A 16,663-nucleotide genomic window follows, 5' to 3' on the forward strand; every position below is an offset into this window, starting at 1 on the left:
ACCTTGTGTCCAGACAGAGCAAATCCCGGTAAAAGTCGATTCCGCGCTTTCAACGGCCGGGAGCAGTGGCAGACAGCCCGCCACCACTGTTCGCCCACGCGAAATCTAAATCGACAATATTTCGGGTAATGTCGATTTAAAGATTCAGGATGTTCAGCGATCCTGCATCGCCCAAAGCCAGCAATCACGCTGCAATCGGCGATAATCACGCTTCGTTTACCGGTCAACCAGGAGAAAACTGCAATGTCGTTCAATGATCGGGCCAATCGCGCCCGTGCGTGCCTGCTCGGCATGGCGCTTTGCGTGCTAGCTACCGGCGCCCTTGCCCATGGCGTTTCCGAGTCGGACCAGAGTTTCCTGCAAGGCGCCACCGGCGTGCATTTCCTGCCCTATCTGTACCTGGGCGCCAAGCACATGGTGACCGGCTACGACCACCTGCTGTTCCTGTGCGGCGTGATCTTCTTCCTGTACCGGATGAAGGATATCGGCGTCTATGTCACCTTGTTCGCGCTCGGCCACAGCACCACCCTGCTGCTCGGCGTTCTCAACGGCTGGCATATCAACGCCTATCTGGTGGACGCCATTATCGGCCTGTCGATCGTGTACCGCGCCTTCGACAACCTGGGTGGTTTCAAGACCGTGGCCGGCGTGCAGCCGAACAAAAAGGCGGCTGTCCTGATTTTCGGCTTCTTCCACGGCCTGGGACTGGCCACGAAATTGCAGGACTTCTCGCTCTCGCCAGATGGCCTGGTCCCGAACATGATCGCCTTCAACCTAGGGGTCGAGCTCGGCCAGCTGCTCGCGCTCGGCATGATCCTGATCGTCATGCGCTACTGGCGCACCACCGCCAGCTTTGCGCGGCATGCCTTCACCAGCAACTTTGCGCTCATGAGCGCCGGTTTCGTCCTGGCCGGCTATCAATTCACCGGCTTTCTCAGTCAATAGGAAACACCATGTCTTTGCCACCATCGAACGCCGGCGTCGTCGCGCCGAAAAAGGAACTCTTGCGTGGCTGCCTGATCGCCGCGGCGGCCGCCGCCGTGCTGCTCGTCGTTGCCGTGTTGCCCGCCGAGTACGGAATCGATCCGACCGGCGCGGGCAAGGCGCTCGGATTGACCAAATTGCACAGTGCCGCCGCGCCTGCGGCCCTGCCGGCCAAGGCGGCCGCCACGCCGGTGCCGACGGCAAAAGGATCGACCGTATCCGCGCCGGGCGAAGTGCGCGGCATCACCATCGCATCGAAGCAAACCGTCGCCTACCGCGCCGACACGCAGGAAATTACCCTGGCGCCCGGCAAGGGCGTGGAAGTGAAAACCCATCTGGCGAAAGGGTCTGCCCTGATGTTTTCGTGGAAGACGACCAAAGGCGAAGTACTTAACCACGATTTTCATGGCGAACCGGTCAACGCCAAGGGCGACGAATTCGAGAGCTTCATCCTGGAAGACGACGTCAGCCACTCCAGCGGCGTGCTGATTGCCCCGTTCACCGGCGTGCATGGCTGGTATTGGAAAAACCTGAACGATGAACCGGTCACCATGGTGCTGCAGGCCAGCGGCTATTACAGCGATATTTTCAAGAAGTAGCTGGATGCGGACTGGCGCCGCAGCTTCCACGGCGCGCCGGATGAACAGGCGCGCCGCCCGGCGCGCTACTTCACGATCAGCGCGTTCTTGACTTCGCGCACGCCGTCGACACGCTTGGCCACATCGGTGGCGCGCCGCACGTTCTCGGGCGAATCGACGAAGCCGCTCAACTGCACGACCCCGCGAAAGGTCTCGACCTGGACCTCGCGTGCCTTGACGTCGGGGTCGCCCGCCAGCGCCGCCTTGACGCGCGCGCTGATGGCGGTATCTTCGAGGACCACGCCGACGCTGCGGTCGGTCGGGTCGGACGCACAGCCTGCGAGCGACAGGGCGGCGGCAAGGAACAGGCTGCGGATGACAGTCGATGTGCTTGATCTGACAAGGTTCATGGCGTTCTCCAGTTGAATGCGAATCGGCCCGAAATCACGGGCGACCAGGATTCGATCGTCAAAATCGCCATCGGTTCCTGCGTCCGGTAACGGAAGCCGCAACGCGTACTCAACGCCGCGCTCGCACCAGCCAGGAGCGCACCTGGTTGGCGTCGCTGGCGCGCGAATACTTCCCGTGGGAGTCAAGAAAAACCATCACCACCGCGCGCCCTTGCACCCTCGCATGCAGCACCATGCAGCGCCCCGCTTCCGCTATGTAGCCGGTCTTCTGGGTGCCGATCCGCCAGCCCGGGCTGGCGATCAGGCGGTTCGAATTGCGGTAGCGCGTGGCCTGGCGGCCTTGCGCGATGGTATGGTCGGGATCGGTCGAATAGCGCCGGATCAGCGGCTGCCGCTGCGCCGCCATGACCAGCCTGGCCAGGTCCTCGGGCGTCGACACGTTCAGGCTCGACAAACCGGTCGGTTCGACGAAGCGGGTGCGCTGCATGCCCAGTTCGCGCGCCTTCGCGTTCATGGCCCGCACGAAGGCCGGCGTGCCGCCGGGATAATGGCGCCCCAGCGCCGAAGCCGCGCGGTTTTCCGAACTCATCAGCGCGATGTGCAGCATGGTCGAGCGCGCCAGCCGGGTGCCGACCCGCAGGCGCGAGGACGAATACTTGAGGCGGTCGACATCGGCGTCGCTCACGGTCAGCACCTCGTCGAGCGCCTGCCCTGCCCCGATCACCACCAGCGCGGTCATCAGTTTGGTGACCGAGGCGATCGGCATGACCGCGCCGGCATTCTTCTGGTACAGCACCTGGCGCGCGGCCGGATCGAGAATCAGCACCGCGCTCGACCTGAGCGCCGCCATCTTCGCCTGCTGCGGCGAATAGGCCCGATGACGCGCGGCGGGTGTGCGCCCGGGTGCGGCCTTGCGCTTCGCCAGCCTGGCCCCGGGCTTTGCCTTGAGCCGTGCCGCCGGCTTGACCTGGATATGGCGCGCCCCTTTTGCTACCGCGTGGGCGCCGGCCTTGCCGCCGCGCGCCAGCGCCGGCGCCCCCAGCACCGCCAGCACCATGGCCGCCACGCCCAGCATGGCGGGAAGAGTGATTTTCATGACATCGTCGACGGCCGCGCCGCCCCTGGTTGATCGACAAGCCGCTTCAACTGGCTAGCCGGAAGGTGACAAGGACACGCAGCCCCGTGTGCGGGGGGCGTGAATCGGACAGGGCGATCGTCGCCTGCATGCTGTCGGCGACGCTGCGGGTGATGGCCAGGCCCAGGCCGGAGCCGATTTCGCCATTGCCCAGTACCCGGTAAAAGGCGTCGAACACGCGCTCGCGTTCGCTGACGGCGATGCCGGGGCCGGTATCGTCCACCTGCAGGATCAGCGCCCCGCCTTCGCGCCGCACCGCCAGGTCGACCCGGCCGCCGGGCGGGGTGTAGCGCACCGCATTGTCGAGCAGGTTCTTGACCAGTACCTTGAGGTCGACCAGGCGGGCCCGGACGTCGCCGTCGGCCTCGCCGATCAGGCCCAGGTCGATCTGTTTCGCTTCGGCGATCGGAACGATGTCTTCCAGTACCTCGCGGATGACGTGCGCGATCGCTACCCGGGCGGCGGCGTCGCGCGGCGCTTCCTGGGTGCGCGCCAGGGTCAGCAGCTGGTCGAGCAGGATGCGGGTGCGCTGCAGGCCGGCGCTCAGGGCGTCCAGGCGCGAGCGGGCTTCCTGCGGCATATTCGCCGCGCCCAGGCGCTCGGCCTGCAAGGACATGGCCGTCAGCGGCGAGCGCAGCTCGTGGGCGGCATCGGCGATGAAACGGCGCTGGGCCGCCAGCGAGCGCCCCATCCGCACCAGCAGCGCATTGATCGCCACCACGAACGGCCACACTTCCGACGGCAGGCCGGCGTGATCGAGGGGGCCGAGCTCGGCTTCGGTCCTGGCGCCGAGTTCGGCAGCGAGCGTCTCGAAGGGCTTGAACATCTGTTTCAGCAGCACGCCCAGCAGCAACACCAGCAGCGGCACCAGTAGCAGGATCGGCGTCAAGGTGCGCAAGGCGCTGGCGCGGGCGGCGGCGTCGCGCACCGTGGTCTGCTGGCCGACCGCGACCCGCACGCCCCTGGCGTTGGTCTTGACGAACACGCGCCACTGTTCCTGACCGACGAACACGGTTTGCAATCCATCCCTGAGCTGGCTGGAAAACAGCGGCGGGCGCGGCGCCGTGGCGGCCGGCGAGCCGTCGCCGGTGCGCAGGAAGCGCACCACCACGCGCGCATCGAAGTCGACGTCGCCGGCCTTTTCGCGCGCCAGCGGCGAGGCCGGCACGGCGTCGAGGCGGCTGATCAGGTAGCCGGTCTGGCGCAATTGCAGGTCCTGCAAGGTGTGCGCTTCCTCGGTCGCCCACCGGAACGAGATCGCCCCGGCCACGGCGGCGATGGCCACGATCGCCAGCGACAGCCAGAGCGACAGGCGCCAGCGCAGCGAGGCCCCTAGCGGCCCTTGGACACCATCCATCCGACTCCCCTCACATTCTTGATGACGTCGGCGCCGAGCTTCTTGCGCAGGCTGTGGATCAAAAACTCGACCGCGTTGCTTTCCACCTCTTCGTTCCAGCCGTACAGCCGGTTTTCGAGTTCGCTGCGCGACAAGATCGCGCCCGGGCGCAGCAGCAGCGATTGCAGCAGCGAGAATTCGCGCGCCGTCAGGCGCACTTCAAGGTCGCCGGCCTGCGCTTCGTGGGTGGCCGGGTCCAGCGTCACGATCCCGTTCGACAGATTCGGGCCGACCGCCTGTTCCTTGCGCCGGGTCAGCGCGCGCATGCGCGCCAGCAGTTCGCGCATGGCGAAGGGCTTGACCAGGTAGTCGTCGGCGCCGCTGTCGAGCCCGGCCACGCGGTCGTCGGTGGCGTCGCGCGCGGTCAGCACCAGCACCGGCACATCGTTTTTGGCCTGGCGGATCGCGCGCAGCACGTCCATGCCATCCTTTTTGGGCAAGCCCAGGTCGAGCAGCACGAGCGAGTAGCCCAGGCCGGTGGCGATGCTGGTCAGCGCGGCCTGGCCGTCGCACACCCAGTCGACCGCATAGCTGGCGTCGCGCAGTTCCTGCTGCACCACATTGCCGATCATCGGGTCGTCTTCGACCAGCAACACCCTCATGGCGCCGTTCCCGGCGGCGCGCGCTCGAACATTTCGCTGGCCACCCGCGCCAGGTCGTTCATGCCGGAACCGGCCTCCAGGTGGGCGGTGAGCCAGCGCGCCTGGCCGCCCTTGTCCATCAGTTGCCCGATCATGCGGCGCGCCTCGTCGAAGCCGGGATCGGTGGAACGCCGGCCCAGGCGCTCCAGGTCGTCCAGCACCACCTGCCGCACCGGCAGGCCGATTCCGCTGCAGGGATTGATCCAGACCGCCTCGACCCCGTCCTTGGCGGCATTGAAGCGATTCCACGCGTACAGTTCGCGCGAATCGTCGCTCGGCCAGCTGCCGGCGGCGTCGTAGGCCTCGATGCACAGTTCGCGCGCGTAGCAGGCCAGCGCGCCGGCGTAGGACGGATGCAGCGGGGTGTCGAGCACGCGCAGTTCGATGGTGCCGAATTCGGGCTTGGGCCGCACATCCCAGTAAAAATCCTTGATGCTGTTGACGATGCCGTGCCCGGCCAGGCGCGCGAAGTGCTGCTCGAAATCGTGCCAGCTCCGAATGTGGGCCGGCATCGTGCCGCTCATCGGAAAGGCCCCGACCACGTTGCTGCGGGCGCTGCAAAAGCCGGAATCCTCGCCTTGCCAGCAGGGCGAATTGGCCGACAGCGCGATGAACAGCGGCGCGCGCTGGGTCAGCCAGGCGCACAGGCGGATCGCTTCGTCGGCGCTGGGCACGCCGACGTGCACGTGCATGCCGAACACCGTGAACATCTTGGCCAGGTAGCCGTACTTCTTGGCCGACTCGCGGTAGCGCTCCTTGGGGTAGATGCGCTGCTCGTTCCACTTCTGGAACGGGTGCGCCCCGCCGCCCGAGATGGCGGCGCCCACCTGGAAAGCGGCGCGCTGCACGCTGGCGCGGATTTCCTCGATCTCGGCGGCCGCCTCGGCGTAGCTGCCGAGGATCGAACTGGCCACTTCCAGCATCGAGGTGGTGATTTCGGGCGTGGCGATCCATTTCTTGCTCTGCATGTCGAGCAGGCGCAGGATGTCGGGCGCGGCCGGCATCAGGTCGTAGGTGAGGCGGTCGAGCACCATCAGTTCGAGTTCGATGCCCATCGTGCCCAGCTGCGAGACCGTAAACGGCGGCAGGTAGGCCGGACCCTGCCCGGCCACGGCCAGCGCCTGGGCGGCGGCGAGGCGCTCTTGTTCCAGGTTGGCGTCAGCCATGTTCGTCTCCTTCGTGGGTTTCGTCGGCCAGTTTCAGTCCCCACCAGGTCAGGCCGGGTCCGGCCAGCACGTTCAGGGCCAGCAGGGCCGCCATGATGCTGGCCGCGGCCTCGCTCATGTAGGACGCGCCGCTGAGCGAATTGTCGACCACCAGCGAGCCGAAACTGACCAGCGAGCACAGCGACAACGCGATGGCGTGCTTCTTGTCGCCGCTCCAGGCCTTGCTCGGCATCAGGGCCAGCCGGGTCAGGCCGATGCGCAGGCCGAACACCAGCAGCGCGGCCAGCAAGGGCATCAGCTGGAACAATTGCTGGATCTGGACCAGCGCGGCCGACATCATGAACAGCAGCGCATAGCCGATATCCTGGGCGGTCTTGACCTGCGCCTGGAACACATTGTCGCGCGTTTCGACATTCCGCAGCAGCAGTCCCATCAGCAGCAGCGACAGCAGCGCGCTGGCCGAGGTGACCGAGCACAGGCCCAGGTCCATCATCAGCGCCGCCAGCAGGATACCGGGACGCAAGCCGGCCTGCGCTTTCGCCATGCGCGTGGCCAGCGCATACAAACCATAGCAGACCAGCGCAATGCCGACGCCCATTGCCAGCTGGCTGGCCTGGCGCAGCAGTTCGCCCGAAAAGCCGAACTCGGCGTTGATATTGTGGCTGCGCATCCACGCCAGCGAACCGGCCAGGGCCAGCAGCGCGAGCAGGTTGCTGATGCCGACCGTGTTGGCGGCGGCGTAGGTGGCCACCCCGCTGGCGTGCGAATCCGACACCATCGAGGTAAACACCACCGGGTTGACGGCGATCAGGATGGCGGCGATGAAGGCCGCTTCGGCCCGGCCGAGGCCGAAAGCGAGCAGCAGCGCCCACGCGCCCAGGCCGCGCAGCACGCAGCCGAGCGCCAGCGCGCCGCCCTGGCGCCCGCTGCGCCACAGCCACGCCAGGTCCATCTTGCGCCCGACTTCGAACAGGACCAGCGCCGAGGCCGCATTGAACAGTTCCTGGAACTGGGTCAGCAGCGCCGCATCGACCAGGCCCAGTCCGCTGACGCCGAGCGCCAGGCCGGCGATGACCGCGCCGTACAGCTTGGGCCAGCCGCGCGCCTGCAGCAGGACCCCGAGCACTTGCGACAGCAGCAAGCCGGCGCCGACCACGGCCAGCGGCGACAGCAGCCACAGGGGAAGTGTTGCGGCGTCCTCATTCATGTTCGGCCGCCCAGCGCGTGGCCAGCGCCGTCAATTCGTTTTGCAGCACTTGCTCGGCGCGCGCGGCGCCGTGCGCGCCGGCCGGCGGCACGGTGGTGATGCGCAGGCGCACCAGCGGCCCGCCGCCTCGGGTCGGAATCCACAGCTGCCCCTTGAACGTGGCGTTTTCCATCCACACGGCGAGGAACTTGGCGCCGCCGCGCGCGTGCGGCGCCTTCGGCACCAGGCTGAAGGGCGTGAGCCAGGTCGCCTTGGGATAGCGCCGCGCCAGTTGCAATTGCATGGCGGCGCGCTGCTCCATGCGGCTGTCGTCGGCCGCGTACGGCAGTTGCATGAGTTGTTGCCCAAGTCCCACCGCATCGACGGTCAGGCACAGCCGTTCCGCCTGCCACTGCCAGGTGCGCTCGCCGATCTCGCCGGTGCGCTGCGCCAGGTGCGCTTCGAGCACGCTGTGCAGCATGCGCTCCCCAACCGGCCCCGAGGGTGGTTCGGCGGGCGAACGCCAGCGGGCGGCGCTGGCCGCCAGCAATGCCCAGCGCTGCTCCTGCCAGCGCCGGGTGGCGGCGCGCTCGGACGGGTCCCAGCGCCATTCGGTCACGCTCCATTGGCCATCGTCCTGGCGGCGCAGGGTGACGATGCGCTGTTGCGCGCCCTGCCCGCCGCTGACGGCCTGGCTGTTCCAGGCGCTGCGCCAGACCGGCGCCACGTTGGCGGACGGCGCGGCGCCGGCGCGGGCCCAGCCCCACCAGTGCGCCTGGGCGCTGACGCAAGCACCCGGCGCGACGCCGCCCTGCCCGCTCCAGCGGCGCATGCGCAAGCGGTTCTGCCAGGCGCATTCAGCCACGCCGCCGGTCAGGCCGGGGCCGGGAGCCGGGGTGGCCGGCTGGTCGGCGCAGGTCCAGGGGCGCTGCTGCGCAAGCAGGCGCAGCTCGGTGCCGACATCGGCCGCCGCCTTGCGCGACGGCGCCGCCGCGCCGCTGGCGATCCCCGGCAAGGCGACGGCAAGGGCGATGGCGGGCAGGATGCAGGGAAAAAATGCCCTGTTGCCAGCGCGGAACGGTTGGGACAATCGGCTCTCCTCGGTGATCGGCGTGTGGGCGCGCAGCGTCCTGGTGGACACCGGCCCGGCCATGGTAGAGCGGCACACTTAGCGAATACTTAGCGATTCGCACATGCGCGCGCAGCATGCAAATATGCCACTTTTCGAGGGTAAACGCCTGTTCGGCTGCGCATTATCGCTATAGAATCAGCGCCCATTACTCGTACCTGCGGCAATTTGTACCGTACCGACACACTGCATCAATGGCGAAAACAACGATCCCTCCCGCGGTGCGCCGCCTCATTCTGACCAGCATTCCTTCGGTGCCGCATCTGGAAGCGCTGATGCTGTTGCGCGCCAGTGCGCCCACGCCCTGGTCGGCCCCCGCGCTGGCGCAGCGGCTGTACGTGACGCCCGCCGCTGCCGGCGCGGTGCTGGAGTACCTGTGCCATGCGGGCATGCTCAATGCCGATGCCGACGCCGATGCCTCCCCCCGCGCCTACCGGCTGCGCCCGCAGCGCGACCGGCTGCTCGCCACCCTGGCGCAGCTGTATTCGACCCACCTGGTGGAAATCACCCGTCTCATCCACGACAGGCCAGGCACCGCGCGCTAGCCCGGCCCCAGCCAGCCCGCCGCTGGCGGCGTCATTCGTCCACCAGCCGCACCACCACCTTGCCCCTGGCACGCCCGGTCTCCAGGTACGCCAGCCCTTCCCTGGCCTGCGCAAACGGAAACACCTTGTCGATCACCGGCCGGATGCGCCCTTGCGCAAGCAGTTCGCCGATGCCGGCCAGCTGCTTGCCGTCCGCCCGCACGAACAGGAAGCAATACTGCGCATCGCGCCGTTTCGCCAGGCCGATGATCTTGCGGCTCAAGAGGCTGAAGACGAAGCGCAACAGCACGTTCATCCCGCGCCGGCGCGCAAACGCGGCGTCCGGCGGGCCGATCAGCGACACCACCGCACTGCCCGGCTTGACGATGCGCAGCGCCTTTTCCAGCCCGTCTTCCTTGATCGTGCCGAGCACGGCATCGTAACCGTGCAGGACTTGTTCGAATTCCTGCTCCTTGTAGTCCACCACTTCGTCCGCGCCGAGTTCGCGCACCATGGCCACATTGGCGGTGCTGGTGGTGGTGCCGACGATGGCGCCGAGGTGCTTGGCGAGCTGGATCGCAAAGGTGCCGATCCCGCCCGACCCGGCCGGAATGAACACCTTTTGCCCCGGTTTGACGGCGGCGCGCTCGGCCAGCGCCTGCCACGAGGTCAGCCCGACCATGGGAATCGATGCCGCCTGCACGAAGTCGAGATTGGCCGGTTTCAACGCCGCCGCATGTTCGGGCACGGCGGCGAACTCGGCCAGCGAGCCGGCGCCCAGGTCGAACAGGCTGGCGAACACCGCGTCGCCCACCTTGAAGCGGGTCACGCGGCTGCCGGTTTCCACCACCACACCAGCCAGATCGCTGCCCATGGTGGCGGGCAGGCGCAACTTGATGATCGGCTTGAAGTCGCCTTTGGGGATCATGTTGTCAATCGGATTGAGGCCGGCCGCGTGCACCCGCACCAGGATCTCGTCATCCTTGATGGTGGGGCGTTCGAGGTCGGCAAAGTCGATCTGGCCCGGTCCGCCGTAGCGCTTCAATATCAGTGCTTTCATGATGCTCTTTCCGATGTGGCGGTGACGTTCAGCTTGCGCTTGGATAGTCGGTGTAGCCCTTTTCACCGGGGGTGTAGAAGGTGGACGGGTCCGGCTGGTTCAGCGCAAGATCGTCGCGCAGGCGCGCAAGCAGGTCGGGATTGGCCAGGAACGGCCGGCCGAAGGCGATCAGGTCGGCCTGGCCCGCCGTCAGCGCCTGTTCCGCGCTGGCCTTGCCGAAGCCGCCGGCCAGGATGAAGGGGCCGTCGAAGGCGGCGCGCAGGCTCGCTTTCAGGCTGGCCGGCACCGGCGGCGCGCCCATGGCCGAGTGGTCGAGCAGGTGCACATACATCAGGTCCAGCGCCGACAGTTCCTTGACGAGCACCAGATACTGCTCGTCCACGCCTTCAAACGTACCGGTGGCGTTGAAGGCGCCATGCGGCGACAGGCGAATCCCGACCCGGCCGGCACCGATGGCGGCCGTGGTGGCGCGGGCGATGTCGAGCACGATGCGGTTGCGGCCCTCGGGCGTGCCGCCGTAGCCATCGGTCCGCTGGTTGACGTTGGCGTTGAGGAATTGTTCGAGCAGATAGCCGTTGGCGGCGTGCAGTTCGATCCCGTCGAAGCCGGCGGCAACGGCCAGGCGCGCGGCGTTGACGTATTCCTCGATGGTGGCGGCGATGTCGGCGCCGTCCATGGCGCGCGGCGCCGTGTGCGCCTGGCTACCCTCGCTGTCGGTAAAGATTTCGCCCGGGCAGGTCTGCGCCGACGGCCCCAGTACCACGGCGCCGGCCGGCAGGTTGGCCGCGTGCCCCACCCGGCCGGTGTGCATCAGCTGCACCACGATCTTGCCGCCTTTGGCGTGCACGGCATCGGTTACCTGTTTCCATCCAGCCACTTGGGCATCGTTGAACAAGCCGGGAATGCGCGCATAGCCCAGGCCGTTCGGTGAGGGCGAGGTGCCTTCGGTAATGATCAGGCCGGCACCGGCGCGCTGGGCGTAGTAGGTCGCCATCAGGCTGTTCGGAATGTTGCCGATGGCGCGATTGCGCGTGAGCGGGGACATCACCGCGCGGTTGGCGAGCGGCGTGGCGCGCAGGGAGAAGGTGTCGAATAACATGTCGGGGTTCCTTGATGTAGTGTAAAGGGTAAGGTGGTTCAGGCTGGCAACAGTCGCGGGGCGACCTTGCCGGTTTGCGAGGCGGCGAACAGGGCTGAACGGGCGGCGTCGAAATGCGCGACCAGCTCGCTGTTGTGCACGGACGGCATGGTCATCGCTTCGCCACGGTCGAGCGCGACCAGGGCGGCGTCGACCATGTGCTCGGTCAGCATGACCGCCTCGGGGGCCAGGGCCGAGAGCGGCACGCCGGACTGGTCCCAGATGTCGGTGGCGGTCGAGGCCGGCAGAACGACCTGCACCGTGACGCCGGTACCGGCCAGTTCTTCCTGCAAACCCTGGCTGAAGGCGAGAACGAAGGCCTTGGTGCCGCTGTAGACCGCGCTGAAGGCCAGCGACTTGAGGGCCAGCACCGAGGCGACGTTGACGATGGTGCCGGCGTTGCGCGCTTTCATGCCCGGCAGGACGGCGTGCGCCAGGCGCGTCAGCGCGCCGATATTGAGTGCGATCTGCGACAGGGAATCGTCCAGCGGGCCGCCGCTCAGCGGGGCCAGGCGCGCGATGCCGGCGTTGTTGACCAGCATGTCGACCGGGTTTGCGCTCAAAAATTGCGCGACGCTCGCCTGGCCCGCTTCGGTGCCGAGGTCGGCGATCATGGATTCCACCCGCACGCCATGGCTGGCGGCAATGGTCCGGGCCAGCGCGTGCAGGCGGTCGGCGCGGCGCGCCACCAGGACCAGGTCGTAGCCGCGCTTGGCCAGGCGCTCGGCGTACACCGCGCCAATGCCGGACGAGGCACCGGTGACGAGGGCAATTTTTCGGGAAGTCGTGCTCATGGTCATATCCTTGAAGTGAAGTAGTTCTAGTGGAAGTGTTACGGGGGAAGTTCTTAAGCCAGTTGCAGGTCTTTGCGCATGCCCGCGTCCAGCATGGCGGCCGGGGCGAAGGTGCGCAGCAGGCGCAGGCGGGCCGCCAGTCCGCCGGCGGTGTAGCGCAGTTTCGGCCGCGCGGCGCTGGCGGCCTTGAGCACGGTCTCGGCCACCACTTCCGGGCCTTCGGCGCCGGCCATGATGTCCTGGATGCGGCGCGCCACGGCGGTGCGCACGGCGTGATAGGCGTCGAGCTTGGTGTCCGCCTCGATCAGGTTGGCGTCGAACGGGGTCCTGGTGTAGGCCGGTTCGATCACCACCGAGCGGATGCCCCAGTTGCGCAATTCATGGTCGAGCGACTCGGAATAGCCTTCGATGGCGTGCTTGCTGGCGGCATACAGCGCGCCATACGGCATCGGCAGGAAGCCGAGCACCGAGCCGATGTGCAGAATGCGCCCGCCTTTTTGGCCCCGCATGTGCGGCAGCACGGCGCGCGTCATGCGCACCGCGCCGAAAAAATTGGTGTCGAAAACGGCCTGGGCCTGGGCGATCGAACTTTCTTCGGCAGCGGCGGCGGCCACGCCAAAGCCGGCGTTGTTGACCAGCAGGTCGATGCGTCCTTCCTGCTTGATCACCGCCTCGACGGCGGCCGCGACCGAGGCGTCGCTGGTCACGTCCAGGGCCAGCATCCGGAACCCTGCGCCGGCCGCTTGCGCGCCGCGCCGGCTGGTGCCGAATACTTTCCAGCCGGCTTGCGCCAGGCGCGCCGCCGTCGCTTGACCGATGCCGGACGAGGCGCCGGTGACCAGTGCGATCTTGCACTCCATGGTGTTTCCTCTCAAAAAACCGAGACGACACTCCGTCCGGCGATTCAAAATATGACGCTCATCATATTTGCAGTCAAAAAAAACCGGCCGCAGACCTGCTCAGTCCGCATCCGGGGAAAATTGTTTCAAGGTGGCCGCGCACAGCGCTGCCGCCAGCCTGGGGTCGTCCACCGCGCGCGCCAGCATGGTGGTGCCGATCAGCGCGCACACCGTGGCCATGGCCTGCTCGTGCGCCCGGGGCTGGCCCCAGTCGGGCATCTGGCGGGCGAACAGGTCGATGATTTCCTTGATGTGCACCGTGGCGGCGTGGCGTACTTCGGGCGCCTGGCGCGGCATCTCCGAGCCCAGCGCGCACACCGGGCATCCGTTCTCGATGGCGGCGATATGCTGGGGCGACAGATACGCATCCATCAGCGCCTGCAGGGCCTGGCCCGGCGGGGCGCTGGCGGCAACCCGCGTGGCCAGCGCCACCGCGTCGGCGCCGGCGCGGTCGCCCGCCTCGGCCAGCAAGGCGTCGCGCGAGTCGAAGTGGGCATAAAAGCCGCCGTGGGTCAGGCCCGCCTCTTTCATGATGTCGGCCACGCCGGTGCCGTCGTAGCCGCTGCGCCGGATCGCCCGCGAAGCGACTTCCACGATGCGTTCGTGGGTGGCCTCCTTGCGGCTGGCGGTCGGGCTTTTGGCGGGTTTCGATTTCATGACGGTCATCATATACCATTTTGAAACCGGGTGCACGCCGGCGCCAACATCATTACGGGCCACCCCTGCCGATCACCGAGGCGATGATTTCGTCGTGCCGCTCGTTATCGGTCTTGTGCAGATACGCCGCCGTGGTGGCAATGTTGGCGTGCCCGGCCGTGTCTTGCAGGGTTTTCAGCTGCACGCCATTGTTGGCGTGGTTGGTCAGCATGCTGTGGCGCAGCCAGTGCGGCGAGGCCTGGCGCAGCACGGCGGCCGTTTCGGTATCGCCCTGGCCGGCGGCGGCCGAGGCGGCGGCAGCGAACACGGCCTTGAGCGCCTGGGCGGCGGCTTCATCGGTGATGCGCGCCAGCGAATGCTTGCGGCTCGACAGCACCAAGGGCGTGCGGTCAGTGCGCGAGGTCTGCGGCAGCAGGCCGAAGGCCTGGCGGTAGTCGCGCAAGGCGGCCAGCATCTCGGGTGGCACCGGCAGGCGGCGCGGCTTGTTGCCTTTGCCAATCACATCGAGCCACCAGCGGCCGTTGCCCTCGGTGTAGATCGCGCCCATGTTGGCGCTGACGATCTCGTTCAGGCGCGCACCCGTCTGCGTGAACGCCACCAGCAAGAAGCGGTCGCGCGCGCGCCGCCGCAGGGCCGACGGCGTCTCGGCCGGACGCACCGAGACGGTGGCGAGCGCCAGGGCGATGGCGTGCGGGGTCAGGTAGCGCGTGATGCGGCTGGCCACCGGCGCCCGCACGTTCTTGACCAGGCGCGCCGGATTGCGCCGCATGTAGCCGGTCTGCTCGGCAAACGCCAGCAAGCCCTTGACGGCGATCATCGCCTGGCGCCGGCTGGCGTCCGACAGCGGCCCCGTGAACGGGCGGTAGCGCGGGTCGGTGCGCGGCCATTTGGTGCTGGCGACCCAGTCGGACGGCGGGTTCTTGAGGAATTCCTTGTACAGGTTCAGGTCGGCCACGCTGAGCTGGTGGAAGGAGCGGCCCGCTTCTTCGCGGCACCAGGTGAGGAAGCGAAACAGTTCCTTCTGGGTGTTGGCGATCGATTTTTCGCTCAGTTCGCCGTGGGCGATGAATTCGCGCGCGATTTCGCTGTCGGTGCTGGCATTCGTGATGGCGTCGTCGGCCACGTGGAAGATGCCGATGTCGGGGCGCTTGGTGTCGCTGGGCAGCGGACCGCTGCGCGGCACCGGTTCCAGGTTGATCGGTGTGAATTTGTGCATGCGGGGACGATTCAATACTGTACGAATGTACAGTATAGCAGTTTGATCAGCTTCCTTCTACCCGTCTCCGGCCTCATCCGCGCCGTGACAGGAGGTATAATTTCACCCCATTCCGCCTGGCGGTCCAGGATCGGCTTCGACCTTTTACACACTTCATCACGACAGGCGTTTTATATGGAATGGTTCTTTGACCCAAATATCTGGGTCGGCTTGCTGACACTGGTGGTACTTGAGATCGTGCTGGGCATCGACAATCTCATTTTTATCGCCATCCTTGCCGAAAAGGTTCCGCCCCATCAACGCGACAAGGCCCGCCTGATCGGCCTGTCGCTGGCCATGCTGATGCGGCTCGGCTTGCTGACCATGATTTCCTGGATGGTCACCCTGACCGAACCGCTCATTTCCTTGATGGGAAAGGCGGTTTCCGGGCGCGACCTCATCTTGCTGCTCGGCGGGGTCTTCCTGTTGTTCAAGGCAACCATGGAACTGCACGAGCGGGTCGAGGGAAAAACCCATGTGCACAGCGGGCCCCGCGTGTACGCGAGCCTGGGTGCCGTTATCGCCCAGATCATCGTGCTCGACGCGGTCTTCTCGCTCGACGCCGTGATCACCGCCGTCGGCATGGTCGATGAGCTGGGCGTGATGATGGCGGCCGTGATCATTTCCATGGCGGTGATGATCCTCGCGTCCAAGCCGCTGACGCGCTTCGTCAACGCCCATCCCACCGTGGTCGTGCTGTGCCTGAGTTTCCTGTTGATGATCGGCTTGAGCCTGGTCGCCGAGGGACTCGGGTTCAAGATTCCGAAAGGCTATCTGTATGCCGCGATCGGTTTCTCGATCGTCATCGAATTTTTCAACCAGCTTGCCCACAAGAACTTCACCAGGAAAGACGCGCACCTGCCCCTGCGTGAGCGCACCGCCGACGCCATCTTGCGCCTGCTGGGAAGCAGGACGCGCGCGGAAGTGAATCAGGAAGCGGAAAACACGGTCGAGCCCGCCGAAGCGTCCGCCTTCGACAGTGAAGAGCGCAATATGGTCAGCGGCGTCCTGAGCCTGTCGCAGCGCTCGGTGCGGTCGGTCATGACGACCAGGTCGGACCTGACCTGGATCGATCTGAACGCCAGCGCGGCCACGATCCGGCAACAGGTGCTCGATACGCCCCACAGCTTTTTCCCGGTGTGCCGGGGCCAGCTCGATGACATTGTCGGGGTGGCAAGGGCGAAAGACCTGATTGCCGATCTGTCCGCGCACGGAAAAATCGACGCGGCCAGCCTGCGCGATCCGATCATCATGCCGGACTCGGTCGGCGTCCTGAAGGTGATGGACACCCTCAAGCGCTCGCATGGGCAACTGGTCCTGATCGCCGATGAGTATGGAACGATCCAAGGCCTGGTGACGCCGATCGATATCCTGGAGGCGATCGCCGGCGAATTTCCGGACGAGGATGAGCAGCCTGTCATTCAGGCAATCGGCAAGGACCAGTGGAAAATCGATGGCACCGCCGACCTGCTGTATCTCCAGCAGGTGCTGCACAGCGACGCGCTGGTATCGGTCGACGATGAATACACCTCGCTGGCCGGTTTCATGCTGGAGCGCTTCACTACCCTGCCGCAGGCCGGTGAAACGATCGATGTCGACGGCCTGCGCTTTGAAGTGCTGGAAGTCGTCGAGCGCCGCATCGCCACGGTGCTGGTGACGCGCCTTTCGCCGGACGGCGAGCCGCAAGCCACATGAAAACCGGAGTAGAAGG

At 66.7% G+C, this 16,663-nt stretch carries 17 protein-coding genes; 4 read left to right on the forward strand and 13 right to left on the reverse strand.

Annotation, left to right across the window (positions count from 1 at the left end):
- Positions 1–243 precede the first annotated feature (243 nt).
- Positions 244–945 (forward strand): HupE/UreJ family protein, encoded by a 702-nt coding sequence (locus F2P45_RS18890; RefSeq protein ID WP_166878473.1) that lies wholly within the window; start codon positions 244–246, stop codon positions 943–945.
- Between the two features lie 8 nt (positions 946–953).
- Positions 954–1,583, forward strand: a complete 630-nt coding sequence (locus tag F2P45_RS18895) for a hypothetical protein (RefSeq protein ID WP_166878475.1) — start codon at positions 954–956, stop codon at positions 1,581–1,583.
- Positions 1,584–1,648: 65 nt separating this feature from the next.
- On the opposite strand, the gene F2P45_RS18900 is transcribed toward F2P45_RS18895, so the two are convergent.
- The 7 genes from F2P45_RS18900 to F2P45_RS18930 all read right to left on the reverse strand — a co-directional run bounded on the left by F2P45_RS18900 (position 1,649) and on the right by F2P45_RS18930 (position 8,637).
- Positions 1,649–1,972 (reverse strand): BON domain-containing protein, encoded by a 324-nt coding sequence (locus F2P45_RS18900; protein ID WP_166878478.1) that lies wholly within the window; start codon positions 1,970–1,972, stop codon positions 1,649–1,651.
- 109 nt (positions 1,973–2,081) lie between these two features.
- A complete protein-coding gene (locus F2P45_RS18905; protein WP_166878482.1) occupies positions 2,082–3,068 on the reverse strand; it encodes a serine hydrolase in 987 nt (328 codons plus the stop codon).
- A gap of 46 nt (positions 3,069–3,114) precedes the next feature.
- Positions 3,115–4,464 carry a sensor histidine kinase gene (locus tag F2P45_RS18910; protein ID WP_166878485.1) on the reverse strand — a complete coding sequence of 450 codons (1,350 nt, stop codon included), beginning with the start codon at positions 4,462–4,464 and terminating at the stop codon, positions 3,115–3,117.
- Entirely contained in the window at positions 4,440–5,105 is a 666-nt protein-coding gene (locus tag F2P45_RS18915) for a response regulator (RefSeq protein WP_166878488.1), read from the reverse strand. Before F2P45_RS18915 ends, F2P45_RS18910 begins: the two co-directional genes overlap by 25 nt.
- Positions 5,102–6,310 (reverse strand): YbdK family carboxylate-amine ligase, encoded by a 1,209-nt coding sequence (locus F2P45_RS18920; RefSeq protein ID WP_166878491.1) that lies wholly within the window; start codon positions 6,308–6,310, stop codon positions 5,102–5,104. Before F2P45_RS18920 ends, F2P45_RS18915 begins: the two co-directional genes overlap by 4 nt.
- Complete coding sequence (locus F2P45_RS18925; protein WP_166878494.1) at positions 6,303–7,517, reverse strand: cation:proton antiporter domain-containing protein; 1,215 nt, start codon at positions 7,515–7,517, stop codon at positions 6,303–6,305. Before F2P45_RS18925 ends, F2P45_RS18920 begins: the two co-directional genes overlap by 8 nt.
- Complete coding sequence (locus F2P45_RS18930; RefSeq protein WP_223164783.1) at positions 7,510–8,637, reverse strand: hypothetical protein; 1,128 nt, start codon at positions 8,635–8,637, stop codon at positions 7,510–7,512. Before F2P45_RS18930 ends, F2P45_RS18925 begins: the two co-directional genes overlap by 8 nt.
- 209 nt (positions 8,638–8,846) lie before the next feature.
- On the opposite strand from F2P45_RS18930, the gene F2P45_RS18935 reads away from it, so the two are divergent.
- Positions 8,847–9,170 carry a hypothetical protein gene (locus tag F2P45_RS18935; RefSeq protein WP_223164784.1) on the forward strand — a complete coding sequence of 108 codons (324 nt, stop codon included), beginning with the start codon at positions 8,847–8,849 and terminating at the stop codon, positions 9,168–9,170.
- A gap of 31 nt (positions 9,171–9,201) precedes the next feature.
- Here the strand turns inward: F2P45_RS18935 and F2P45_RS18940 are convergent, their stop codons facing one another.
- The 6 genes from F2P45_RS18940 to F2P45_RS18965 form a co-directional block, all read right to left on the reverse strand.
- Positions 9,202–10,209: an NADP-dependent oxidoreductase gene (locus tag F2P45_RS18940; protein ID WP_166878503.1), complete on the reverse strand. Its 1,008-nt coding sequence runs from the start codon at positions 10,207–10,209 to the stop codon at positions 9,202–9,204.
- A 28-nt stretch (positions 10,210–10,237) separates the two neighbouring features.
- Positions 10,238–11,308 (reverse strand): alkene reductase, encoded by a 1,071-nt coding sequence (locus F2P45_RS18945; RefSeq protein WP_166878505.1) that lies wholly within the window; start codon positions 11,306–11,308, stop codon positions 10,238–10,240.
- Positions 11,309–11,346: 38 nt separating this feature from the next.
- Complete coding sequence (locus F2P45_RS18950) at positions 11,347–12,141, reverse strand: SDR family NAD(P)-dependent oxidoreductase (RefSeq protein WP_166878508.1); 795 nt, start codon at positions 12,139–12,141, stop codon at positions 11,347–11,349.
- A 53-nt stretch (positions 12,142–12,194) separates the two neighbouring features.
- The gene (locus F2P45_RS18955; RefSeq protein ID WP_166878510.1) at positions 12,195–13,001 is read right to left on the reverse strand and encodes an oxidoreductase; all 807 of its coding nucleotides are present in this window, start codon (positions 12,999–13,001) and stop codon (positions 12,195–12,197) included.
- Between the two features lie 99 nt (positions 13,002–13,100).
- Entirely contained in the window at positions 13,101–13,709 is a 609-nt protein-coding gene (locus tag F2P45_RS18960; protein ID WP_166878513.1) for a TetR/AcrR family transcriptional regulator, read from the reverse strand.
- 40 nt (positions 13,710–13,749) lie between these two features.
- Positions 13,750–14,913: a tyrosine-type recombinase/integrase gene (locus F2P45_RS18965; RefSeq protein WP_166878515.1), complete on the reverse strand. Its 1,164-nt coding sequence runs from the start codon at positions 14,911–14,913 to the stop codon at positions 13,750–13,752.
- A 174-nt stretch (positions 14,914–15,087) separates the two neighbouring features.
- On the opposite strand from F2P45_RS18965, the gene F2P45_RS18970 reads away from it, so the two are divergent.
- Positions 15,088–16,647 carry a TerC family protein gene (locus F2P45_RS18970; protein WP_166878518.1) on the forward strand — a complete coding sequence of 520 codons (1,560 nt, stop codon included), beginning with the start codon at positions 15,088–15,090 and terminating at the stop codon, positions 16,645–16,647.
- Positions 16,648–16,663: the final 16 nt, after the last annotated feature.

This window comes from Massilia mucilaginosa, assembly GCF_011682145.1.
GTDB classification, from domain to species: Bacteria; Pseudomonadota; Gammaproteobacteria; order Burkholderiales; family Burkholderiaceae_D; genus Telluria_A; species Telluria_A mucilaginosa.